The organism is Centipeda sp. (in: firmicutes), from assembly GCF_057271695.1.
In genome coordinates this window covers 1-23,714 of record NZ_DBHIVL010000021.1, presented here as the reverse complement: position 1 = coordinate 23,714, position 23,714 = coordinate 1, and the positions used below count along the sequence as shown (strand labels likewise).

Sequence of the window (23,714 nt, the reverse complement as noted above, 5' to 3'; positions counted from 1 at the left end):
TAGGGATCGTTGCTATATCTGCAAAGCGAATGGAGAGTATAGGACAATCGTATGAGTACTTGGACAAAAAAAGCGATGTTCGTGGGTCTGCCTCGCTATTTTGAACAGCTCCTTGCTGCCTGCTTTTGCAAGGAGGCGTGGGAGGTCTGCCGTCTGCGTGGTGCAGCGGAGGAGAAGCCGCCACAGGGCATTCAGACGTACGACTGCGATCCGGAGAGCGAGGAGGCGCACGCGGTCTTTGCCGTGCAAAATCTGGATCTCCTCGTCTATCGCTTGGAGCATGATCCCGCCCATGCGATGGAGCGTCTGGACGCATTGCTGCGTCTGGCACGGCAGGCAAAGATTCGACGCATCTTTCTGCTCTCGGGGACGGAGGTATTTGCGCCCGGGACGACCCCTGTGGAAACGGATGCGCCGTCTCCGCAGACGGAGGAGGGACAGCTGCTTGCGCGTCTTGAGGCACTGGGGAATGTCTATCGTGCGCAGGGGCTTCCCGTCTCCATCCTGCGCATGCCGGATCTCTATGCACCGGGACAGATGTCCGATGATGGCTTCGTCGGGCGTCTTTTCGGTGCGTCTCTGATGGGGCGTGCCCTGCCGCAGTATGATGACCCGGCACAGGCAGCCTATGGATTTCTGGATGCGCGGGATGCGGTCTATGCCGTCTATCAGGCGGCGGAGCGCAATTTTGAGGGGGCATGTCTGCACATTGCCGCACCGTGCGCGACGACGATGGAGGAGCTCTACCGAATCTGCGGGGCGTTTTTCCCGTCCATGCGTATGGGGGCGAAGCCGCGCGCGCCGCAGGGGCATGCCGTTCTGCACAGCGCGATTGTCGAGCGCGAGCTGGGCTGGCGTTCGCGGCGACCGCTCGCGGAAGGTCTCAAGGAGACGTATGAGGCAATGCAGGCGGCGCACAACGCCCATATGGATGATATTCGTGTGCGCTCGCGGCGCGCGTGGCTCGAACGGGTTCGCCGGAAGGTTGTTCCGTATGCGGAAAATCTCGGGGGCGCACTCGTGACGGCGGGCATCATCTATTTGCAGGGTGGCGCACCGGTGAACAGCATGACGGCGTTCGACTTTGCCTTTATCTATATCGGTACGATGGGGCTTCTCTACGGGAAACAACAGGCACTCATTGCGGCACTGTTCTCGCTCGTCCTGCTCATCCACAGTCTTCTCGCACAGGGGGGTGATCTCGTCGCCATGCTTTACAACCCGCGCGAGTTCCTGCACTTCGTCTCGTATTTCTTCGCCGCTGTGCTGACGGGCTACTTTGCCGACCGCGCGAGCTATCAGCAGCTTGCGGACAGCCGCATCAAGCGGCGTCTGCAATACCGCTATGCCTTCCTCGAGAAGATCTTCAAGGAAAATCTTGCGGTGAAGGACCGCCTCTATCGTCAGATTGTGAACTCGGACGACAGCATCGGGCGCCTCTACCGCATCGTCTCGCGTCTGGACTCCGTCGAGACGGAGAATCTCTACACGCAGACGGCATCGGTGACGGCCGACATCCTGAGTGTGAAGGACGTTGTGGTCTACGTCGTAGGCGAGGGAGGCTGGTACCTGCGCCAGAAGGTGCGTCTCGGTACGCATACGCACGAGCTGCCGCGCTCCGTGCGCGTGGAGGACAATCCCTACCTCGTGCAGATGCTGGATGAAAAGAAGATTTTCGTCAACCGTGATCTCATCAAGGGCCTGCCCGATCTCGCCGCACCGATCTCCTACGAGGGGCGCGTCATTGCTGTGCTCCAAATCTATAACCTCGACTTTGAGCAGTGGAGTCTCTATCAGCAGAACCTCCTATCGATCACGGCACGTCTCGTCTCGAGTTCACTCGCTCGTGCCTACGCATGGGAGCAGGAGACGGCGGATCAGAAATATCTCGATAATACACGCATCCTGCGCAGCGAAGAGTTCCAAAAGGTCATCGAGGAGTTCCGCGAACGCCGCCGTATGCAGCCGGATTATCCGGTCACACTGCTCGCGCTGAAGGTCAATGGCCTCAGCTACAGCGAGCTGGATCATCAGATCGCTCACAGCATTCGCGGCGAGGACTTCATGGGGGCGACGGAGACGGGGGTCTCCATCCTCCTGCCCGATGTCGCGGGCAAGACGCTCGACATGGTGCGCGAACGTCTGGCGAAGGTGGGCGTGGAGACCGGGGAGAGTCAGGCACTATGATGGAGAGTATATTTGCGGAGCCGGCGTACATCTTTGCGCTGAATGCTGTGCTCGCTCTTCTCTACGCAGCGGTCGAGTCACGGCGGCGCGGCAGGATTTCGGCGGCGGCAAAGGGGAGTTTTGCCCTTGCTATGCCGGTCATGGGGCTCCTCATCCTCGTCCTGTACGAGCTCTTTGGGCAGATGCTCGGGCTCATGAAGCGGACAGGTCCGAAGGAGGAGGACGAGGATCTCAGTATGTCCTTCGGCGAACACGCTTACAGCGGAGACATTGTGCCCCTGCGTGACGTGTTCCTCGTCGATGATCCGAAGCTCAAACGCAAATTTTTTACCGACGCGATCAAGCAGGATGTTGTGGAGCGACAGGCGATCCTGAACGAGGCGGTTCACGACAGTGACCGCGAGATTGCCTACTATGCCGTGTCGATGATGACGGCGCACATGGAGCAGCTGAGCGAAGAGATCTACGCGCTCGAAGAGGCAATGAAGCGCAGCGCGGATGACGATGATCTCCTCAACGAATATGTGGACAAGGTGCGTGAATTCCTGCTCCGTCAATACGGTGACTCCGTGACGCGGGAGCAGCAGCGTACGCGCTATATGGAGATGTTGCGCATCCTCGCGGAGCGTCATCCCGACCATCCCGCCTATCAGGCGGAAGAGATTCGCGGGTTTATTCGCAATGGGCAGCTGGAGGCAGCAGAGACGGCGTGTGCGGCGTTCCGTGCACAGCACCCCACACAGGAGCTGCCGCTTCTCCTCATGCTGAATCTCTTTCAAGCAGCACATGATATGGAGCGTCTGCAGGAGACCGTCCAGGCATTGAAAAAACTGCCGACCCGCCTCAGCAATGAGGCGATGCAGGCGATCCGCTATTGGGATGGAGGTGTGCGCCGTGAATAAACGCAGTCTGTGCATCCTAATGTTCATCGCATTTCTCGCGGGGCTGTTCTTCCAGTACAGTCGTCTCGACGGTTTCCTCCATCTGGGGGCGGTGGGCAATCGCCCGCTTACGGATCGTCTGCTCCGTCCTGCCCCGACCGATGAGGCTCTGCCGCGCGAAAAGTTCCTCATCATCTACGACCCGACGGATGTGCTGAGTATGTACGCACGGCACAATATGGAGAAGATCCTGACGGAGAAGCGCAAGGCGTTCGAGAGTCGTCCGCTCGACGACCCGCAGCCCTTTCTCGGCTCGTATCAGGGTATTGCGCTTGCGACAGGACATCTGAGCAGCATATCTGTCCTACCGCAGATCATGGACTATGCACGCGCGGGCGGCACGGTGCTCGCTCTGCAGAAAATCGAGCCGGTTGAGGAGCGTCCCATCGACGCATCGACGCTTGCGGCCTTTGGTGTTGCGCAGTTGGGGGCGGTCACGGACGTAAGCGGCATTCATCTGTTGACGAATTTCCTCGTTGGCGGCAAGGACTTTCAGTTTGACGAGGGAGCGGCGTTCATGACCCGTGCGAACAGGGTCACGTTGACCGCAGATACGACCGTACACATTACGAGCGTCGATGGGATGCCGCTCCTCTGGGAGAAGTCCCTCGGTGCGGGGAAAATCTACACATACAACGGTGTCGAGCGCGACGACAAGACGAATCTTGGCATCTTTACCGCGCTGATGGCGCACTGTGGGACGGATACGATCTATCCTGTGGTCGGTGTGAAGCTCTTCACTCTCGACGATTTCCCTGCGCCTGTCCCCGAGGGCGACTTTGAGCGCATCTACAACGAACTCGGCGTGGATACGGAGACGTTCTACCGCAAGATCTGGTGGCCGTTCATCCGCCGTCTTGCCGAGGAGGAGAATATCCGCTATACGGGTGCAATCATCGAGACGTACGGAAATCAGGTCAAAGGACCGTTCCGCTCGCTCGGCGGACGCGCGACGCGCGACGGGCTCATCATCTACGGGCGCGAACTCCTCAATATGGGCGGCGAACTCGGGCTGCACGGCTACAATCATCAGCCGCTCGCGCCCGAGGGCTACGGTCAGAAGCAGCTCAACTACGTGCCGTGGGAGAGTCAGGCGGATATGGAGGAGGCTCTGAGCGAGCTTCGCAACTACGTGAAGTCCGTCTACCCGGACTATGACTTCCGCTTCTATGTGCCGCCGTCGAACATCATGAGCCCCGAGGGCAAGGCGGCGATTCGCAAGGTCTTCCCCGAGGTCATCGTGTTTGGCTCGCTGTTCGATGGTCCTTCGAATGAGCGTGCCTACTATCAGAATTTTGAGTACAAGGACGGTGTCTACGAGATCCCGCGCATCAGTTCGGGGCATGAGGACGACGGGCTCATTCTCTGGCAGGAGATCAGTGCACTCAACTACATCGGCGTGTTTTCCCATTTCATCCATCCCGACGAGATCTTTTACGAGACCGCGGCGAATACGACGTGGAAAGAGATGGAGACGGGGATGCGCTCCTTTATGCACAAGATCAGCACACGCTTTCCGTGGCTGACGGCGGAGACGATCTCGGACAGTCTGCCGTTTTTCTCGGACTACTTTGACATGGACTACCGCGTGCAGGAGAGGCCGGATGGCATGGAGCTCTATACATGGGGGGCTGCGGGCGAGCTGCGCTTCCTCCTGCACACGGAGCATATGATCGAGCGCACGGAGGGCTGTACGGCGGAGCCAGCGGATGAGGGGGTATACCTGATTCGCACGAATGCCGCTATGGCGCGTATCTACTGGAAGGAGGTGCCCTGATGCGAATCTGTCTTCTCGCAGAGGGTTGCTATCCTTACGTCGTGGGCGGTGTGTCCTCGTGGATTCAGATGCTCATGACGGGGCTGCCGGAGCACGAGTTTGTCATCTACTCGGTCGGTGCGGAGGCAAAGGATCGGGGAAAGTTCAAGTACAAGCTGCCCGAGAACTGCATTGGGGTCGAGGAGTCGTTTTTGGACGAAATCCTCAACCTGCGCAGCTCGGATATGCTCGAAAACATCCTGAATGCCGAGGAGCAGCAGCTCCTCTACGAGTTCGTGCGCGGGGGGGGGGCGTGATGTTCCGCTGAAGTATCTTGCGGAAATCTTTCGGCATGGACGCTGGAGCTCGCCGCTTGCGGTCTTTATGTCGAGCGACTTCTTTGATATCGTCGTCCGTGTCTATCGTGAGGAGTATAACAATCTCCCGTTTACGGACTTTTTCTGGACGATGCGCTCGATGCTCCTGCCGCTCTTTTATCTGCTTCAGCAGAAACTGCCCGAGGCGGATGTGTACCACAGTGTCGCAACGGGCTACTGCGGCGTGATTGGTGCGATGGCGGCGACGCTCTACAACAAGCCGTATATGATTACGGAGCACGGGATCTATTCGCGTGAGCGCGAGGCGGAGATCATCAAGAGCGACTGGGTCAAGACGGACTTCAAGGGGCTCTGGATTCGCTATTTCTACTATCTTGCGCGGCTCTCCTACACCAGTGCGCAGCGTCTCTACACGCTGTTCGGCCACAATGGGAAGATTGCCGAGGGGCTTGGATGCGCTCCTGAGAAAATCAACATCGTGCCGAACGGTGTTCACATGGAGCGATTTAGCCATATTCCGGAGCTGACGGATCACGACGGGCCGATCACCATCGGTGCGGTCGTGCGCGTCGTGCCCATCAAGGATATTCTGACACTGCTGCGTGCCTTTGCGATCGTCAAACGCGAGATGCAGGACGCACAGCTCGTCGTTATGGGCGGGCTTGAGGAGGATCCTGACTACGTCGCCGTCTGTCATCGGACGGTGCGGATGCTGGGACTTGAGGATGTGACATTCACGGGCTCCGTCCCCGTCGCGGAGTATCTGCCGAAGATGGATATTCTGGTGCTCTCGAGCATCAGTGAGGGGCAGCCGCTCGCCGTCCTTGAAGGATTCTCGGCACACCGTCCCTATGTGACGACGGATGTCGGCTGCTGTCGCGAGCTGATCTACGGCGACAGCAATGATACCCTTGGAACGGCGGGGGCCATGGTCGCGCCGATGGATTATGAATCGATGGCACATGAGATCCTGCGGCTCGCGCGCAGCTATGAGCTGCGCCGCTCCATGGCGGCGGTCGGTTTTGCACGGACGCAGGCACACTATACCTACGAGCAGTTTATTGACGCGTATCGGAATGCCTACGAGCAGACAGCAAAGGAGGGAGCGCATGGCGGGCGTCGGGTTTGAACTCAAGCGGCTTTTCAGTGCGCGCACGGCAGCGGGGCACATCAAGGCGTATTCGTACTCCGCGATTGTCACCACAGGGCCGTTTGCCCTCCTCACGAGTATGGTGCTTGCGATCCAGATGCTGTTTCAGAACTACAATGTGGATGCGGATGCGTCGGCGGTCTTTCTGGGGGCGGTGGTCTACTCCTTCGTCTTCTCGCAGCTCCTCTCCTGCGGCTTTACCATTGTGCTGACGCGCTACCTCGCGGACTGCATCACCGTCCAGCACTACCGCGATGTGACACCGTCCATGTTCGGCATGAGTGCGATCCTGCTCGTACTTGGGACGATTGCATCGGTCCTTTTCTTCTGGGGGAAACCGCTCGCGCTCGAGCTGAAAATCCTGTCGCATCTCTTCTTTTCCGCGCTGCTTCTCGTCTGGGTCGGCAGCGTCTACCTCACGGCGGTCAAGAAGTTCAAGTATCTGATCCTCGGCTATCTCGCGGGGGTTCTCATCAGCCTCGCACTGGCGTTTGCCTTTTTGCAGACGGCACTCCTGCCGCCCGCTGCAGCGGCGCTGCTGGCGATGAATGTGGGGATGGGCGTGCTCGTCCTGTTCTTCTTCCTCTATGTGACAAGCCGTTTCGGTCTGCCGCAGGACGGGATGCTGTTTGCCTTTCTCCCGTATCTCGGGCGGCACGGGCGGCTCTTCATCGGGGCATTCGGCTACACGCTCGGGCTCTTCCTGCCGAACATCATCATCTGGCAGGGGCCGTGGGGCGTGCTGATTCACGATACCTTCCTCTACGCGCCGCGCTATGATGTGGTGGTTTTCTACGCGCTGCTCTCAATTCTGCCGCTCACGACGATGTTCGTCGTGAAGGTGGAGACGCATTTTTATGAGCGGTACGCGGATTATTTCACGGCGATCACGCACGGCGGCAACCTCCACATGATCGAGGACGCGCGCAAGGATCTGCTCTATGTCATGTGGTTCGAGCTGCGGCAGGTGTTCGAGTTCCAGTTTGTCTTTACCCTGGTCTTCCTCGCATTCGGCAACTATGTGCTCTCGTTTGCGGGGCTGGACTACAACTCGGTGAATATGTTCAACGTCATGCTCTTCGCCGCATTCTTTGCGGGTGCGCTGCAGGTACTCATGATTATGCTTGAGTACTTTGACTTTCAGAGCGGCGTGTGGCGGATTGGCGCAATCGCGGCGGGGGCGAACCTCGTCTTTGGCGTCCTCAGTCTGTACCTCGGGGAGAAAAGCTATGGATTCGGCTTCTTCCTCGCGACGGCACTCGCGCTTGCCTACAGCGTGTGGGCACTCATGCGCTTTGGGCGCGGGATCAACTACTATGTGTTCTGCGCACAGCCCGTCTTTTATCAGGCAAATGCGGGGATTTTCTACACGATTGCAAATTGGCTCTATGGGGATGCACTTCCGGATCTGGAAAGGATGGAAAAGGCATGAGTATGCTACGAAGGCGGATGCGGCGCGGCGGTTTCGTGCGCCCTGCGGCAGCCGCAGTGTGTGCGTTCTGCGCCCTTGGCACAGGGCATGGGGTGATGGCGGCAAGTCACGATACTCTGCATGATGTCCCCGGCTATTTCTCCTATATGTCGAATGTGGAGGGGGAGATCCGCTCCTACCATGCGGCGGTGGACGGCCTTGCACAGGCGAAGGCCGACCTCGAGAATGCGCGGAACAACCTCGCGGAGGCGCGCGCGGCGACGGCGGATGCGGCGAAAAACCTCGTCCTCGTCGGGCAGAATCTCAGAGCTGCCGAGGACCATCTTGCCGCTGTCCGTATCGCTCTCAGCATGGCGGAGGAGGCGAGTGCGGCACGCACGGCGGAAGCGATTGCGGCACAGCAGGCGGAGGCGGGCTATGCGCCGCAGGTCTATGCACAGCGCGCTCAGGTCAACGCGCTCTATGCGCAGGAAAGCCGCATCGCAGGGGCGTCCACGCCCGGCAGCACGGCATGGGCGGAGCGTGCGGCAGTGGTGGAGCGTGTTCTCAGCGAGGTCGGGTATGAGCAGAACCGCATTGAGGACGCGCAGATCATGGTTGAGGCGGCACTGGCGGGCGGATCTGTTGGCACGGGGGCGGAAGGCGGTACGACACAGCTCGATGCCATCTCGGCGCAGCTGACGGCGGCGCAGGCGGCACTCGATGCCGTGGAGGCGCATTTTGACGCGCTGACGGCGGCACGCGAGATGGCGGAGGATGCCGAGCGCGACGCGCGCGAACTGGTTGCGGAATATCAGCAGGAACTGACCGCGAGCACGGCAGATCTCACACAGCTGCAGAGCGACCGCGTCGAGGCGGAGAACTACGATGCCGAGGCGAAGAAATGGGCATCGGAGGCTGCGCGTGATGAGGTGACAGCACAGAAGCAGCTTGCACAGAGTGAGCACGAGCTCAAGTACCTCGGCGAGGGCAGGGGCTACCAGACGGGGCTCGAATACTATGCCTGGCATGGCGACCATGTGGGGCATCAGCTCTATCTGCCATTCTCCTACTTCGCACGCACCCATGCGGGCAAGACGAAGCTCGACTATGGGCTCTCGACGGGCTATTTGAAGTCCGATACGGGCTATGAAAATGGCAGCGTCTCGGGCTGGACAGACACGCAGCTCAGTGTTACACTACGCAATGAGAAGCCGATCAATCGCGTTTACTATGGATTTGGCATGAGCGTACCGACAGGGCAGAGCCGTTTTGCCCGTTATGCGGTCGTGCCCGAGAGTTTGGCGCGCTTTACGGACTTCGGTGCGGGCTGGCAGTACATCCCGAGCGTCGAAGTCGTGCATCTCATCACGGAGCGTGATCGTTTGACGGGACGCTTGAGCTACACCATGCGCAGCAGTTACGACTACTCGAAGGAAGTGCCAAGTGCAAGTGTTTCTCCCGGCAATGTTTTTTCGCAGGAAGTGGAATACCTTCATGCGGGCGAGAAGAAGCAGTACATGGTGCAGCTCTATCACAATATGACGGGGCGTGCGGAGCAGGATGCGGTGGATACGGACAGCCGTACGATCACCGGAAAAAATCGCTACCGCGACGGTGACGACTGGGAGCTGCGCTATTTTCACAATCAGAAGGTGTCGAAAAAGGACGAAGTGCGCTTCTACGCCATTTATGCTCTGACAGAGGCGGCGAGCGGCATTGCATCGCAAAGTGTTGCACGGCAGTACTACGGTCTGGGGCTGCGCCATCGTGTATCGCCCAAACTCGCATGGCTGCTCATGGCACATTATTCGGATGTCAGCAACACTTCCGACCCGCTGCGCACGGCGCTCAACACGGGCGGCGGCTTCAAGCGCAAGTCTCTCGTCGCGGGAGTGGAGTGGAAGATCACCGAGCGCAAGAATTTCACCTTCCAGGCGGAGCGGTACGTCCGCAGTGATGATGGCGGATTCGGCTACAACGGCTGGGGTGTTACATTCTGGTATCAGGAAACACTGTAATAGGAAATACGAGGAGGATGTATGGGGAATATCAAAAAGGGGCTTGCCGCATTCTTGGTTGGTGCAGCGGGACTGTTCGGACAAGCCTGCGGCAATACTGCCGCCGAACTGCCCCGACCGACACGCATTGTTCCGGAGACGGCGATGATCGATCTCACGGCGCAGCTTGGTGACTATGCACGCGGGAAGCAGCCGGGCTTTCTGCTCGTCGGCAATGGGCCGACGGGGCTCCTTGAAGCGACGGAGGATAACTCTGAGGAGAACGTCGCACGTCTCATCCGCGCTCTTGACGGCTTCTTTATGGAGTCGCGCTTCTATGACGGCTACGAGGAGGACGGGGAGAAGGCGGAGCGCAACGATGCGGAGACGGATGAGTTTCTCGCTGCGATGCTGCGTAAGCCCCTGCTCGCGGGCAAGCAGGTCTTTATCCTCGACTATGTGAAGGGCAAGAAGATCCGTCATGTGCAGGAATGGGGCGCGGCGGAGGGCTATATCGCCGACGGCGGCGATCGCCTCCTCGATGTGATCCCCGACCGCCGGCCGATGAACGAAAATACCAACAATGTCACGCAGCTGAAACAGGTGAAGAACTTCCTTGTCCTGCTCAATCCCGAGCACTACAAGACACGGGAATCGTACCTCAAGGCACTCTCTGAGACAAACTATGACCTCCTCATTGTAGATCTCTACTACGGGGATCGTCCGCTCTCGAAGGAAGAGACGGCGCGGCTCAAGCGCAAGGCAAACGGCGGGCAGCGTATTCTCCTCTCTTATATGAGCGTCGGTGAGGCGGCGGACTACCGCACCTACTGGAAGTCCGCATGGTCGAATGAACGCCCGCACTGGCTCGCCGAGCCGAATCCCGAGTGGCCGGGCAGCTACAAGGCGCGCTATTGGTCGCAGGAGTGGCATGACCTCCTCTACGGCAGCCCCGATGCCTATCTTGACAAGATCATGGCGGCGGGCTTTGACGGTGCTTTTCTCGACGTCATGGATGCATGGCAGTACTTTAAAGAAGAACAATAAAACTTGACATATAGTTATCGAAAAAGCTGCTCTGATGCGTTAAATACGTATCAGAGCAGCTTTTTTGTTCAGCGGAATGCCTTTGCGAGATGTTCGAGTCCGTTTTCCAGTGTGCTCCACGGGCAGGCGGTGTTGATACGCTGGAAGCCGCTGCCGCCCGCACCGAAGATGGGGCCGTCGTCGAGCCAGAGATGTGCGTCACGGATGATCTTTGCGTTGAGTTCCTCATCCGAAAGCCCATAGGCGGAGAAGTCGAGCCAGAGGAGGTATGTGCCCTCGGGCTCGATGAGCGTCACCTTCGAGAGGTGCTGCGCGAGGAATGCCTTTGTGCGTGTGTTGTTCTCTTCCAGATAGGCGAGGAGCTCCGTGAGCCACGCTGCACCGTGCTCGTACGCTGCCTTTGCGCCCGCAAGACCGAGCGTGTTCGGCTCGTCGTAGCCGGTTCGGCTCAGCTCATCTTTGAAGCGGCGGCGAAGCTCCTTGTTTCGGATGAAGATGTTGGAGATCTGGAGCCCCGCGAGGTTGAAGGTCTTGCTCGGCGAGGTGCAGGTGATGGAGATTGCCGCCGCCTCATCGGAGATTGCGGCGAACGGGATGTGACGGAAGCCGGGGCGCACGAACTCCTCGTGAATCTCGTCCGCGACGACGATGACGTTGTGGCGCAGGCAGACGGCGGCGATCTGTTCGAGTTCCGCACGTGTCCAGACGCGTCCGACGGGATTGTGCGGACTGCACAGGATGAAGAGTTTTACACGATGCTCGATGATCTTCTGCTCGAAGTCCGCGAAGTCGATTTCATAGCGTCCCTCGATCAGACGCAGGGGATTGTCGACGATCACGCGCTCATTCTGTCGAATCATATTTGCAAAGGGGTAGTAGACGGGCTGCTGAATGAGTACGGCATCGCCTTTTATCGTAAAGGCACGGATGGCGGTCGCGATCGCAAAGACAACACCGGGCGTGAGGATGAGCTCGCGCCGCTCAACTGTCCAGTCATGGCGCGTGCGGAACCAGTTCTGAAGAACGGTGAAATAGTCGTCCTTCACCTGCGTATAGCCGAAAATGCCGTGTGTGGCGCGTGCTTTCAGCGCATCAATCACAGGGGTGGGCGTGCGAAAGTCCATATCCGCGACCCAGAATGGCAGAATGTCTGCGGGGTAGCCGCGTTCAGCGGCGAAGTCGTATTTCAGACAGGAGGTGTTCCTGCGGTCGATGATTTCGTCAAAATTAATGGGCATATACATTATCCTTTCTGAGCGGCTTTCTTGAGCGCCTGTTCCAGATCCTCCTTTAGATCGTCTACATCCTCAAGCCCCACGGAGAGGCGGAGGAGGCGGTCATCCAGTCCCGTGCGCGTGATGAGGTCGCGGGGCATCTCTGCGTGCGTTTGGACGATGGGATAGGTGAGCAGACTCTCGACGCCGCCGAGACTCTCGGCAAATGCGATGAGTTTCAGATGGGCAAGGACGTTTTGCGCGATCTCAGGCGTTTTCACCTTGAATGAGATCATGCCGCCGCAGCCCGTGCTCTGCGACTGGTGGAGTGCATACTGGGGATGGTCGGAGAGACCCGCATAGTAGACATCCGTGACCTCGGGCAGAGTGCGCAGCCACGCAGCGATGGCGCGTGCGCTCTCTGCCTGGCGTTCGACACGCACGCCGAGGGTCTTGAGGCTGCGCAGCATGAGCCAGGAGTCCATCGGGGCGAGGTTCGGCCCCTCGGATTTCACGAGCAGTTCGATCTCCTTTGCAAGAGCGGAGTCCGCATCCTTTACGGCGAGGAAGCCGCAGATCACATCGTTGTGCCCGCAGAGATACTTTGTGCCGCTCTCGATCACAATGTCTGCACCAAGTGTGAGCGGCTTTTGGAAATGCGGCGAGAGAAAGGTGTTGTCCGCGGCGAGGAGCGCGCCATGTGCGTGCGCGATCTCTGCGAGTGCGCGGATGTCGGTGACGAACATCATGGGGTTCGAGGGCGTTTCGATGAAGACGAGCTTCGTCTCTTTCCGCATCCGTGAACGGGCGAGCGCGATGTCGCGCATGTCGATGTACTCGAAGTCAATGCCGTAGCGGCTGTAAATCTCGTTCGCCAGCCGCACCGTGCCGCCGTAGAGATCCTCCGGCAGGAGCACATGGTCGCCTGCCCGGCAAAGAGCGAAAACAAGGTTGACTGCTGCCATGCCTGAGGAGAGCGCCCACGCGCGTCCGCCGCCCTCGAGCAGGGCAATCGTCTGCTCGAGCGCCGTGCGCGTCGGGTTTGCGACACGTCCATAGTCATAGCCTGTGCTCCGGCGGAATGCCGGATGGCGGAACGTCGCGGACAGATAGACGGGCGTCGTGAGCGCGCCCGTTGCGTCATATGTGTGGCAGCCGTGTACTTCGGCAGAGAAATCTTTCATCATATATCCTCCCTAACTTATCCGATATGTATTGCTTGCTTTTTACATTATAACGGGATTGCCACGCATATGTCAATCAAAAAATATATAAAACATGCTTGACAACTATGTTAATCCGTTGTATGATGTCGACACGTTAAATAAAAAACATATATGCAAACAAGATTTTAAAGAATGGGGTGTCGTTATGGGAATATCAAAAAAAGAACTGGTTCTGAATGCAATGGACCGCAAAGAGGTGGAGCGTGTGCCTGCGGGCTTTTGGTTCCACTTCCTCGACGATGAGATTCACGCGGATGCCTACACGCATCCGGAACTTGAGAAGAAGGTCTTGGACGGTGAGATTCGCTTCATCGAGGAGGCGCAGCCCGACTTCGTCAAGATCATGACGGACGGCTTCTTCTCCTATCCGAATCCGGCGGTGCAGACGGCGCGCACGGCGGCGGAGCTCGCAAAGGTGCAGCCGCTCCCGGACGATCATCCCTTCTTTACGCGGCAGGTCGCCTACGCGAAGGAGATTACGCGGAGGTACGGCACGGAGGTCGCGACGTTCTACAACATCTTCTGCGCGGGTACGACGATCAAGTTTATGCAGCCGGGGACGCTCGCGGAGGATGAGGCATTTCTCGCACAGCTTGTGCGTGAGGACAAGGAGGCGGTAAAGCAGGCATTCGCCGTGATCTCCGCTGACCTCGCAAAACTCGCACATCGCATGATCACGGAGGCGGGCGTGACGGGCATCTATTTCAGCCTGCAGAACCTCGTCGGTGAGGGGGCTGACCGCGCCGTCTATGAGGAGGTGTTCGCGCCGGGCGAAAAGGAGATCCTGCGCGCCGCGAACGCGGCAAGTCCCTACAATATCCTCCATATCTGCGGCTATGCGGGACATCGCAATGAACTCGAATGGTACAAGGACTACAATGCTAAGACGATCAATTGGGCAGCGGTGGTTGAGGGGGTGCCGCTCGAAGAGGGGCGCAGGATTTTCCCCGCACACGCGATCCTCGGCGGCTTCGGCAATCTGCCGACGGACATCCTCTATAGCGGCACGCGTGCAGAGATCGAGGCGGAGACCGAGCGTATCCTCGCGGCGGCCGGGCGAACAGGCGTCCTTCTCGGCGCGGACTGCACTGTGCCCCGTGACATTGATTGGAAGCGTTTTGACTGGGTACGCGGCGCAGCGGGCGCGCGATAAAGGAGAGAATGACATGAATTTCAAGAAAATCGGCAAGGCAGCACTCACGGGCCTCCTCGCGGCGGCACTCGCAGCAGGGCTCACCGGCTGCGGCAAGGACAGCGCGGACGGGGCGAAGTCCGCAGATGGCAAGAAGACAATCACGGTCGCACACACGAACTACTATGTGCCGTATGACTACGTGAACGAGCAGGGCGAGTCGGACGGATTTGAGGTCGCCGTGATGAAGGAGGTAGCGAAGAAGCTGCCGCAGTATGAATTCAAGTTTGTACCGACCTCGGATGATGATCTCTTGATCGGTGTCGAGTCGGGCAAGTACAATGTGGGTACAAAGGGAATCTGGATCACGGATGCACGAAAGAAAAAGTATGTGTTCCCGAAGAACAACATCGGTGCGAGCGTGATCGGTCTTGCGATTCGCAAGGATACGGCGAATGAGATCAAGGATCTGCCGTCCTTTGCGAAGTTCAGCGGCAAGCTCGTCCCGATTGCGCCGCAGGATGCGCGCTACATGGTCATCGACACCTATAACAAGGAGAACCCCGGAAACGAGATTAAGCTGACCTCGTCCGAGGCTTTCCAGAATGCGGACGCATACAGCTGGGTCATGGAGGGGCGCTACGACGGCTATCTTGAGGTCGAGCTGAGCTACAAGAACAACATCGAGAAGGAGGATGCGCCCTATCATTCATTCAGCGACAAGCTGACGTACATCCGCTACAAGGGGATTCCGACCTATCCGATCTTTAACAAGAAGGAACAGGCTTTTGCGGATGAATATGACAAGGCGATCGAGGAGCTGCGTGCCGAGGGTAAGATTGCGGAGCTTGAGCAGAAATATTTTGGGGAGAGCCTGTCGGCATATCTGAACTGATGAAAGGAGCCACACGGGATGGAAACACGCGCATTTGACATAGGAATGATCGCGCAGGTGCTGCCCGACCTCCTCACATATCTCGATGTAACTCTCCTTGTGGCTCTTGTCAGCATTGCACTCGGGTCTCTCCTTGGGGGGCTTCTTGCGTGGGCAAATCTCAGTGGTACTGCGCTGCTCCGATGGGCGGCACTCTCATATGTGTACGTCATGCGCTGCACACCATCGATTGTTCTGCTGTTCATCGTATTCTACGGTCTGCCAAAGCTCATGGAGGCGGCATTTCGGTACGACATGAATGAGCTGCACCGTGCGGTCTTTGCCATCATTACATTTACGCTGCTCTTCAGTGCGTATATCTCGGAGGTATTCCGCGCGGCGTACACAGCCGTTCCGCGCGGGCAGTATGAGGCGGCGGTGAGTGCGGGGCTGACACCGTTTCAGGCGTTTCGGCACGTGATCCTAGGACAGGCGGCACTCGTGGCACTGCCAAACTTCGGCAATGCGACGATCAATCTGCTGAAGGAGGGGTCTCTCGCCTATACAATCGGATTGATTGATATGATCGGCAAGGGCAATCTCATCATCGCGCAGAATTTCGGAGCATATGGGATTGAGGTCTACCTTGCCGCACTGCTCATCTACTGGGTGCTCGTGCTCCTGCTGGAGCAGGTCTTTGCTCTGGTGGAAAAGCGCCTTGATGTAGGTACAAGTCTGCGCGCTGCGGATACGAAGGAAGCGACGGGGAGAGGAGGGGACACCGTTGGAGTTGGATCTTGACTTTATGCAGGAAACCTTCCTGCTCGTGTGGCAGGGGGCGGGCGTGACGCTCTCGCTGACCGCCCTTTCTCTCATCCTCGCCGCACCCGCAGCGTTCTACTTTGCCGTCCTGCGCGTGCGCGGGCGGCGTGTCGGAGGGACGATCGCACGCTTCTATGTCTCCTTTGTACGCGGTACTCCGTTGATCCTGCAGATTCTCCTGCTCTACAGTCTCCTTCCGAGCCTTGTCAATGCCGCGGTGAAGGATTTGGGGCTGGAGATCAACGTATTTGAGGCAGTCGATCCGTTTTATTACGCGGTCTTTATCTTTACACTGAATACGATTGCCCTCCTCACCGAGGCATTTCGTGCAGCACTGCTTGCGATCCCGAAGGGACAGCTTGAAGCAGGGCTTGCGAGCGGGCTGAGCGCATTTCAGACCTATCTGCATATCATCATCCCGCAGGCACTTGTCGTGGCACTGCCAAGCATCTGCAATATTACGGTCAATCTCATCAAGGGCACGTCGCTCGCGTTCCTCATGACGGTCAAGGACATCATGGCGGTCGGCAAGATCGCCGCGTCCTATGGCTACAACTATATCGAGGCGTATCTCGATGTGTTCGTCGTCTATCTCGTGCTCTGCACCATCGTTCAGCTGCTCTTTGCAGCGGCAGAACGGCGTGTCGGGGCGTTCCGAAGTCTCTAGGAGGTGGCGTATGCTATTTGGGGTTCAGAATGTACGCAAAAATTTTGAGCAGACCGAGGTGCTGAAGGATGTCAGTCTGGCGGTGAACAAGGGGGATGTCGTCGTTATCCTGGGACCCAGCGGCTCGGGAAAGACCACCTTCCTGCGCTGCCTCAACTTCCTCGAACGCGCCGACGGCGGCACGATGGACTTTCATGGGACGCAGCTCTCCCTTGCGGAGGCGAGTGACCGTGAAATTGCAGACGTGCGGAAAAAGACCGCATTCGTCTTTCAGAACTACAACCTCTTTGCGAACAAGACCGCGCTCGAGAATGTGACGCTCGGGCTGACCGTCGGGCGCGGCATCGCAAAGGACGAGGCGCACGAGATCGCAATGGAGGCGCTGCGCCGCGTCGGCATGGAGGCGCGTGCGGACTACTATCCCGCGCAGCTCTCGGGCGGACAGCAGCAGCGTGTCGGAATTGCGCGCGCCATTGCGGCAAAACCCGATGTCATCCTTTTCGATGAGCCCACCTCGGCACTCGACCCCGAACTCGTGGGCGAGGTCCTGCAGGTTATGAAGACACTCGCCGAGGAGGGAACGACAATGATCGTCGTCACCCATGAGATGAAGTTTGCACAGGAGGTTGCGACCCATGTCGTCTTTATGTCAGACGGTGTCATCGTTGAGGAGGGCAGCGCGAAGGAGATCTTTACCGCGCCGCGCGAGGAGCGCACGCGCCGCTTCCTCCGCCGTATCCTGCCAGAGGAGTACGAGCCGGCGGCGCTGATCTGAGCGACGTTACAATAAAACATAAAACGGCGGCAGTCCGTGAGGTCTTCCTCGCGGGCTGCCGCCGTTTGCGTGCAGTGCTTCCTATGTATCGCTTGTACTCTTATTGGTCGGAACGACGATTGTGCTGCGGTCTGCGTGTTTCTTTGCAGCGGCAGTCTTTTGATACTCTCTGAGCGCGGCAAGTGCGGTCAGGTCATCCGGCTGCGCGGCCGCAAGTGCCGCGCGTTCCTTCTCCTGCGCCTTCGTGAGTTCTGCATCGTGGTCGGCACGCTCCTGTATCGCTTGACCGCACAGCTTCATATTGTGGTGTTCTTTCGCCTTCATTTCGGATTCCAGACGACCGATCTGCGACTGATACAGATCGCGCTGTTTTTCGATTTCTTTGTCAGTGGCAAAACCATCCGTCACAAGTTTGTCGAGCTTCTCCACCTTGCCGTGCAGCTCGCTCAGCTTGTCCTCGTCGGTCATGCCGGCACGTTTCAGCTCGTCCGCCTGCTTCTGCAGTTTTGCCTTATCCTCGTCCGTGAGGCCCTCATCCGTCTGAATGCGCTTCTCGATCTCCGCCGCCTGTGCTTTCTTTGCCTTTTTATCGGCGAGCTCCTTATCATTCGCCGCAAGTGCCAGCTCTGCGGGGGTCAGATCTTCCTCCATATCCGCGCTCTCGTTCAGGGATTTTCCCTTCGCACTGATATAGACCTCGACCGCGCGGCTCAGGATATCTGTCACCGTGCTTTTCTTCTGCTCCGATTTTCCTGCCGCTGCGTTCTCCGTCTGCAGGAACGGGAGCTTACCTGCATTCTCTCCAATACGCATGTTACCATCTCCAATCCGTGGGATACAATTCCTTCTAATAGTATTATCGGGGGGGGGCTTGCATCTTAAATAGAATTTGACAAAGAAAATTTGGTGTAGTACATTGTAATCAAAAAGGAGGAGTCACAATGAGTTTTTCGATCCGACTGACAGACACAGAGAAGGCTCTCGCGGAGAGCTATGCGAAGCTGCACGCGATCTCGCTCGGCGAGGCATTCAAGCAGGCGCTCTTTGAAAAGATCGAGGATGAGTACGATATCGCGCTTGCCGAGGAGGCGTATGCAGAGTATCAGGCGAATCCAACGACATATTCCCATGAGGAGTTTTGGAATGATGTGATGACATCATGAAGTCCTATCAACTGATTTATTCCGAGCGGGCAAAGAAGGATGTCAAAAAACTTGATCCGTATACGAAGCTAATGATTAAATCGTGGATTGAGAAAAAACTCCTGTGCTGCGAGAATCCGCGCGCATTCGGCAAGGCACTCACAGCGAACCGAAAGGGGCAGTGGCGTTACCGCATCGGCGACTATCGCCTGATCTGTGTCATCGAGGACGATCGCCTTGTCATCCTTGCACTTGCTATCGGGCATCGGCGGGAAATATACTGACATCATGAGGAGCGACGATATGCGTTATACATTCGTACCGTCGCCCACTTCAGCTGAAATGATCGTCATCATAGCCCTCGTTCCAGTCATTCCAGTCGGCATAAAGATCCTCTGCGGGCGGCAGGTCATCCTCATGCGCATAGATATCCTCATCCTCGTACCGATCTTCCGCAGGATAGTCCCATGTATCATCGGGATATTCGTCTGTTGGGATGGGAGGCTTCTCTGTATGCCCATCCCCGTCCGTGTGCGGAAATATACCTGCGGCACTGATATCGGGGACGATGAGCCCGAAAAATTTTGTCGCGATGTATGTGCCAAACACGGCGATCAGCAGCTTTTTCCACCATGCGATCGGCTTTGGTGGAGAGGCTGCTTTTGTATTTGGACGATGTGATTGTGCGGGCATTTTCCTTGCCTCCACTTACGTCTGAGGATCACCCCTCAATGGGGAAATAATCTGACGGAACGGGCGCAAGGATGCCGACGAAGATAAAGTCCTCCATGCCCGTATTTTTCATGCCGTGACACATGCCCTTCGCTGAGATGATAACATCGCCCTTTGTGATGGGCCGCTCCTCATTGGGTGTGGGATAGAATAAGCCCTCACCCTGTATGCAGATCCAGATGTCGTCCGCCTTTGCGTGACCGTGCGGCTTGATTTCCTGTCCCGGCTTTAGTACCCAGACCACGCCGCTCGTCGACTCTGTACTGTAGATCGGCGTGCGCGTGGCGACGTCGCCCGTCTTTGCCACGTCAGCGAGACGATAGTGACGCGTCTCAAAGTCGTTTGTAATCGATGTACTCATGATGGATTCTCCTCTCATTTATTCGTTTGTAAAAATATTTGCTGTTATTATGATTCGTCGTTGGATATAGATATCCTGCCACAATAAAGAACGGGTCTGCTTGAAAGATGATATCCTCCAAGCAGACCCGCTCGTTTGCTCGACTAACGTCAGCGTCCACAGCCACAGTAGCCGCGTCTCTGATTTGCGCTCGCATCGCGTGATGTCTGTGCGGAGTCACCGTCGTAGCAGTAACCTGCATTGCCGCCATAGCAGTACGCCGTGTTCTGACGCTGCACCCCACCTTCCCAGCCATCGGCGAGTACCTGTGCGCCGGTGGCGAGGATGAGCCCCGCAAAGAGCCCTGCAATCATCTTTTTCATAACCATTACCTCCCAAAATACAATAAACTTTCACTTCTATTTTCTATTCTATCATACTTGTCAAGCACAAGAAAAACATAATTGACATATGCTGAAAACTTTGCTAAGATGATAACTGTCATATGACAGAAAAGGAGGAGCTATGCCGCGACCAAAGAGATGTCGACGCATCGGTGCTTATCCGGATTTTTGGAGTTTTGCGCCGGAGGATGCGGAAGAGGAGACGGAGGAGTCCGTTGTCCTCCAGCTGGATGAGCTCGAGACGATCCGTCAGATCGACTATGGGCGACAGACGCAGGAGGAATGTGCCGCCGCGATGGGCGTGTCCCGTGCGACGGTAACGAGCATCTACGAGGCGGCGCGCTACAAGCTCGCGGAGGCAATCATCTGCGGGAAGCGCATCCGCATTGCGGGCGGCGCATATCGGATCGAACATCCGACAGTCCTCGGGATTCAGGATAAAGGAGAGCATACAATGAGAATCGCAGTACCTTTCGAAAATGAGAAGATTGAGCAGCATTTCGGCAGAGCAAAACAGTTCAAGTTCTATGATGTCGAGGACGGTACAGTGCAGTCCTCGGAAGTTGTGGACACGGTCGGTGAGGGGCATGGCGCACTCGCGAGCTTCCTCCACAACGCGAAAGCGGATGTTGTGATCTGTGGCGGCATCGGCGCGGGTGCACAGACGGCACTTGCGGAGGCGGGCATTACGCTCGTATCCGGTGTGAAGGGCAGCGCAGATGCGGCTGTGCAGCAGTATCTCGCGGGAACGCTTGAGCGAAGCGCGGATGAGGGCAAGTGTACGCACCGCCACCAGCATCAGCACGGCAAGGATCATGCACACGGGCATGGCTGCGGTCATGAGGGACATGAAGGTCACAGCTGTGGACACGGACATCATAAGCACGGGGAGCACTGTGGTCATCACGGACACGGCGCACACTGAGATTACACGATGGAAAGCACCGCTTTGGCGGTGTTTTTTGTTGGAATGAATATAGTTAAAAGTTATATATAGAATAGAATAGTGAATAATATTTCAATAAAGTATAAAAATAAAGCGGAATTGATTTCTGAAGAGAATATGAATAACCATATTCTCAACGGCTTGATATAATTGAGAATACAATTGAGAAAGAATATGTATACCTATAAGATTCCTATATAAGAATGTAAACATGAATTTGATTCATAATTATTTTTTATGATTTTTACAAAAAACCCTTGATTTTTTGGAAGACCTGTTATATTATATACATGAATCAAACAGCAAAGATATTCACGTTAATATATAGGAGTGTATTCTTATGGGAAACGATATTGCAGTGATCTACTCCTCGCGTACGGGGAATACGAAAAAGGTCGCGGAGCGTCTGGCGGAAGCACTCGACGCATCCTGCCACAGTGTCAAGGACACGTCGGCAGTGCCAGAGAGTGCAACGCTCTGTGTTGGTATATGGATCGACCGTGGAACGGCGGATGCTGCGGCGAAGAAGTACATTGAGAGCCTGCGTGGGCGGCGCGTGTTCATCTATGGCACGCTTGGCGCAGAGCCGGACTCGGAGCACTGCGCGAAGTGCATCGAAAATATCCGTACACTGTTCGATGCGTCGAATGAGATCCTGGGCGCGATCCTCGTGCAGGGCGCGATCGACCCGATGCTCATCGAGATGTTCAAGAGTATGCCGAAGGACAATGTGCATGCGTTCACTGAGGAGAATGCGGTGCGCTATGCGGCGGCAGCAAGTCACCCGGATGAAAACGATTTCGCGCAGGTCATTGCGGCGGCAAAGGAGGTACTCGCATGAATACGTTTGAGACAAAACTCGCGGCACTCTCGGAGGAGGCACGCGGCTGGCTGCTTGGCACGAAGTCGGAGAATCCGCTGGGCTGTGCCTTTACGAAAAAGCGCGTCGTGCATCCCGGCGCGGGCGGCAAGCGCATGATCGGGGACAAGGCGGAGCAGGCGCAGATCTGGGCGGAGCTGATGGCGCAGACTCCTGACCCTGCCGATGAGCGTGCGGTCTACATTCACATCCCGTTCTGCGATAAGAAATGCAGCTACTGCGGCTTCTTCCAGAATTTCACACGCGAGGAGGCAGTGCATCACTATGTCGATGTCCTCATCGACGAGATCGAGGCGGCGGCGGATACGCCATATGTTACGGGTGCGCCGTTCCAAGCCGTATTCTTCGGGGGCGGTACACCGACGGCACTCGGTGACGCGGATCTCGCGCGGCTTGTGCGTACGGTACGCGAGCGGCTGCCGCTGACGAGCGACTGTGAGATCACACTTGAGGGACGCATCCATGACCTCAGCGAGAGCAAGGTGGATGCTGCGATGCGAGCGGGCATCAATCGTTTCTCGCTTGGCGTACAGTCCTTTGATACGCGTGTCCGTCAGTCAATCGGGCGTATCGATGACCGCGATACGGTGATTGAGACGCTGCGCCGCATGGTGGAGAAGCAGGGAGCTGTCGTCATTGCAGACCTCATCTATGGGCTGCCCTATCAGTCGATGGAGATCTGGGAGAACGACGTGCGTACGCAGTTCGAGCTCGGTATTGCGGGCGGCGACCTCTACCAGCTCAACGTCTTCCCGGGCAGCGAGCTCGCACGCCGCATCGATGCGGGGGATCTGCCGATGCTCCCAACCACGGAGGAACAGGCGGAGTATTTCAAGCGCGGACTTGAGATTGTCGCGGAGTATCCGATGGCGCGCCGCATCGACACGACGCATTGGACGACCGATCACCGCGAGCGCAGCATCTACAATACACTTGCCAAGCGCGGCAACGACGTTCTCGCGTTCGGCTCGGGAGCGGGCGGCTTCATCGGTCAGATGATGTGGCGCAACCACGGTGCGCTCGCACCGTATGAGAAGATGGTGGAGGAGGGTACGAAGCCGTTCCAGTTCATGGGCGAACAGGCGGATGAGCATCGTATGCACAGCGAGATCGGTGATCAGATCGAGCATGGCTACCTGTATGCACCGTTCTTCGAGAAGAAGTACGGTGTCGATCTCCTCACCGAACTTGAGCCGCTTTTTGCCGCATGGGCGGAGAACGGGCTCATTACGCGTATGGCGACGGGGTTCCGTTTGACCCTTGCAGGTGAGTTCTGGCATGACAACCTCATCCAGGGGTTCCTCGAGGCGTATGCGCTCACGCAAGAGGACGAGGTGAAGCTCCGCAAGGAGAATGTCGCCCTGCAGGACATGATTCCGAAGTCTGTGCGCTCCATGCTTGAGGCGATGTTCCCCGACGGGATGCCCGCGCAGATGGCGGCGGCACTCTCGGGCAAGCCGTCCCCCGAGCTTGAGAATCACCCACACATGCAGATGCTGAAAAACCTCATCGAAAAGGAACGAGAGAAGGAACGTGCTGCAGACCGTTCCGCCCTCGATCTCAATACGGTCATGCGCACGCAGTCGCGTGAACTTGGAAAAGCTGTGTAATATATTATAGGAAGCACTGATAAATTCAGCCACGCCATCTTGACGCATCTTTTTTGCCCGAACTTTGTCGGCAAATCCTCCACATAGCCCTTGCTATGCGTCCGGTTTGCCTCCTTGTTC

22 protein-coding genes and 2 pseudogenes are annotated in these 23,714 nt (G+C 57.2%); 17 read left to right on the top strand and 7 right to left on the bottom strand.

Annotated features, from left to right (window positions below; genetic code table 11):
* The first annotated feature begins 51 nt into the window (after window positions 1-51).
* The 7 genes and pseudogenes from ACO6BQ_RS04915 (at window position 52) to ACO6BQ_RS04885 (ending at window position 10,830) form a co-directional block, all read left to right on the top strand.
* Entirely contained in the window at window positions 52-2,187 is a 2,136-nt protein-coding gene (locus tag ACO6BQ_RS04915; protein WP_489119799.1) for an NAD-dependent epimerase/dehydratase family protein, read from the top strand.
* Window positions 2,184-3,089, top strand: a complete 906-nt coding sequence (locus ACO6BQ_RS04910; RefSeq protein ID WP_489119798.1) for a hypothetical protein — start codon at window positions 2,184-2,186, stop codon at window positions 3,087-3,089. The genes ACO6BQ_RS04915 and ACO6BQ_RS04910 overlap by 4 nt, the downstream gene beginning before the upstream one ends.
* Complete coding sequence (locus ACO6BQ_RS04905; RefSeq protein ID WP_489119797.1) at window positions 3,082-4,905, top strand: DUF2194 domain-containing protein; 1,824 nt, start codon at window positions 3,082-3,084, stop codon at window positions 4,903-4,905. Before ACO6BQ_RS04910 ends, ACO6BQ_RS04905 begins: the two co-directional genes overlap by 8 nt.
* Window positions 4,905-6,351 (top strand): annotated as a pseudogene (pelF, locus tag ACO6BQ_RS04900) (GT4 family glycosyltransferase PelF). Before ACO6BQ_RS04905 ends, pelF begins: the two are co-directional and overlap by 1 nt.
* Window positions 6,332-7,804 carry an exopolysaccharide Pel transporter PelG gene (pelG, locus tag ACO6BQ_RS04895; RefSeq protein ID WP_489119796.1) on the top strand — a complete coding sequence of 491 codons (1,473 nt, stop codon included), beginning with the start codon at window positions 6,332-6,334 and terminating at the stop codon, window positions 7,802-7,804. The pseudogene pelF and the gene pelG overlap by 20 nt, the downstream one beginning before the upstream one ends.
* Window positions 7,801-9,804, top strand: a complete 2,004-nt coding sequence (locus tag ACO6BQ_RS04890; protein WP_489119795.1) for a peroxidase — start codon at window positions 7,801-7,803, stop codon at window positions 9,802-9,804. The genes pelG and ACO6BQ_RS04890 overlap by 4 nt, the downstream gene beginning before the upstream one ends.
* 21 nt (window positions 9,805-9,825) lie before the next feature.
* Window positions 9,826-10,830 carry an endo alpha-1,4 polygalactosaminidase gene (locus ACO6BQ_RS04885; protein WP_489119794.1) on the top strand — a complete coding sequence of 335 codons (1,005 nt, stop codon included), beginning with the start codon at window positions 9,826-9,828 and terminating at the stop codon, window positions 10,828-10,830.
* A gap of 68 nt (window positions 10,831-10,898) precedes the next feature.
* Here the strand turns inward: ACO6BQ_RS04885 and ACO6BQ_RS04880 are convergent, their stop codons facing one another.
* Together ACO6BQ_RS04880 and ACO6BQ_RS04875 are read right to left on the bottom strand one after the other, a co-directional pair.
* Window positions 10,899-12,068, bottom strand: a complete 1,170-nt coding sequence (locus ACO6BQ_RS04880) for a MalY/PatB family protein (protein WP_489119793.1) — start codon at window positions 12,066-12,068, stop codon at window positions 10,899-10,901.
* Window positions 12,069-12,073: 5 nt separating this feature from the next.
* Window positions 12,074-13,228, bottom strand: coding sequence for a trans-sulfuration enzyme family protein (locus ACO6BQ_RS04875; protein WP_489119806.1), 1,155 nt, complete (start codon window positions 13,226-13,228; stop codon window positions 12,074-12,076).
* Window positions 13,229-13,415: 187 nt separating this feature from the next.
* Here ACO6BQ_RS04875 and ACO6BQ_RS04870 point away from each other — a divergent pair, with 187 nt between their 5' ends.
* Genes ACO6BQ_RS04870 through ACO6BQ_RS04850 form a run of 5 tightly spaced genes read left to right on the top strand, consistent with a single transcriptional unit; the run spans window position 13,416 to window position 17,540 of the window.
* Complete coding sequence (locus tag ACO6BQ_RS04870) at window positions 13,416-14,423, top strand: uroporphyrinogen decarboxylase family protein (RefSeq protein WP_489119792.1); 1,008 nt, start codon at window positions 13,416-13,418, stop codon at window positions 14,421-14,423.
* 13 nt (window positions 14,424-14,436) lie between these two features.
* Window positions 14,437-15,297, top strand: a complete 861-nt coding sequence (locus ACO6BQ_RS04865; RefSeq protein ID WP_489119791.1) for a transporter substrate-binding domain-containing protein — start codon at window positions 14,437-14,439, stop codon at window positions 15,295-15,297.
* An 18-nt stretch (window positions 15,298-15,315) separates the two neighbouring features.
* The gene (locus ACO6BQ_RS04860; protein WP_489119790.1) at window positions 15,316-16,077 is read left to right on the top strand and encodes an amino acid ABC transporter permease; all 762 of its coding nucleotides are present in this window, start codon (window positions 15,316-15,318) and stop codon (window positions 16,075-16,077) included.
* Window positions 16,061-16,765 (top strand): amino acid ABC transporter permease, encoded by a 705-nt coding sequence (locus ACO6BQ_RS04855; protein WP_489119789.1) that lies wholly within the window; start codon window positions 16,061-16,063, stop codon window positions 16,763-16,765. The genes ACO6BQ_RS04860 and ACO6BQ_RS04855 overlap by 17 nt, the downstream gene beginning before the upstream one ends.
* Before the next feature lie 10 nt (window positions 16,766-16,775).
* Window positions 16,776-17,540, top strand: a complete 765-nt coding sequence (locus ACO6BQ_RS04850) for an amino acid ABC transporter ATP-binding protein (protein ID WP_069179858.1) — start codon at window positions 16,776-16,778, stop codon at window positions 17,538-17,540.
* Window positions 17,541-17,621: 81 nt separating this feature from the next.
* Here ACO6BQ_RS04850 and ACO6BQ_RS04845 read toward each other — a convergent pair whose 3' ends face one another.
* Window positions 17,622-18,353 carry a hypothetical protein gene (locus ACO6BQ_RS04845; protein ID WP_489119788.1) on the bottom strand — a complete coding sequence of 244 codons (732 nt, stop codon included), beginning with the start codon at window positions 18,351-18,353 and terminating at the stop codon, window positions 17,622-17,624.
* A 128-nt stretch (window positions 18,354-18,481) separates the two neighbouring features.
* Here ACO6BQ_RS04845 and relB point away from each other — a divergent pair, with 128 nt between their 5' ends.
* Window positions 18,482-18,703: a type II toxin-antitoxin system RelB family antitoxin gene (relB, locus tag ACO6BQ_RS04840; RefSeq protein ID WP_314664165.1), complete on the top strand. Its 222-nt coding sequence runs from the start codon at window positions 18,482-18,484 to the stop codon at window positions 18,701-18,703.
* Window positions 18,700-18,966, top strand: a complete 267-nt coding sequence (locus ACO6BQ_RS04835) for a type II toxin-antitoxin system RelE family toxin (RefSeq protein WP_314664168.1) — start codon at window positions 18,700-18,702, stop codon at window positions 18,964-18,966. The genes relB and ACO6BQ_RS04835 overlap by 4 nt, the downstream gene beginning before the upstream one ends.
* 49 nt (window positions 18,967-19,015) lie before the next feature.
* Here the strand turns inward: ACO6BQ_RS04835 and ACO6BQ_RS04830 are convergent, their stop codons facing one another.
* From ACO6BQ_RS04830 to ACO6BQ_RS04820, 3 genes are all read right to left on the bottom strand, one after another.
* Window positions 19,016-19,375, bottom strand: a complete 360-nt coding sequence (locus ACO6BQ_RS04830) for a hypothetical protein (RefSeq protein WP_489119787.1) — start codon at window positions 19,373-19,375, stop codon at window positions 19,016-19,018.
* 28 nt (window positions 19,376-19,403) lie between these two features.
* Window positions 19,404-19,775: a cupin domain-containing protein gene (locus tag ACO6BQ_RS04825; RefSeq protein WP_489119786.1), complete on the bottom strand. Its 372-nt coding sequence runs from the start codon at window positions 19,773-19,775 to the stop codon at window positions 19,404-19,406.
* A gap of 149 nt (window positions 19,776-19,924) precedes the next feature.
* Window positions 19,925-20,137 (bottom strand): hypothetical protein, encoded by a 213-nt coding sequence (locus ACO6BQ_RS04820; protein WP_489119785.1) that lies wholly within the window; start codon window positions 20,135-20,137, stop codon window positions 19,925-19,927.
* A 142-nt stretch (window positions 20,138-20,279) separates the two neighbouring features.
* On the opposite strand from ACO6BQ_RS04820, the gene ACO6BQ_RS04815 reads away from it, so the two are divergent.
* The 3 genes from ACO6BQ_RS04815 to hutW all read left to right on the top strand — a co-directional run bounded on the left by ACO6BQ_RS04815 (window position 20,280) and on the right by hutW (window position 23,594).
* Window positions 20,280-21,083, top strand: a complete 804-nt coding sequence (locus tag ACO6BQ_RS04815; RefSeq protein ID WP_489119784.1) for a DUF134 domain-containing protein — start codon at window positions 20,280-20,282, stop codon at window positions 21,081-21,083.
* A gap of 361 nt (window positions 21,084-21,444) precedes the next feature.
* Window positions 21,445-21,945, top strand: coding sequence for a flavodoxin family protein (locus ACO6BQ_RS04810; protein ID WP_489119783.1), 501 nt, complete (start codon window positions 21,445-21,447; stop codon window positions 21,943-21,945).
* The gene (gene hutW, locus ACO6BQ_RS04805) at window positions 21,942-23,594 is read left to right on the top strand and encodes a heme anaerobic degradation radical SAM methyltransferase ChuW/HutW (protein WP_489119782.1); all 1,653 of its coding nucleotides are present in this window, start codon (window positions 21,942-21,944) and stop codon (window positions 23,592-23,594) included. Before ACO6BQ_RS04810 ends, hutW begins: the two co-directional genes overlap by 4 nt.
* Window positions 23,595-23,602: 8 nt before the next feature.
* Here hutW and ACO6BQ_RS04800 read toward each other — a convergent pair.
* A pseudogene (locus tag ACO6BQ_RS04800) lies at window positions 23,603-23,714 on the bottom strand (secretion protein HlyD); the annotation flags it as partial.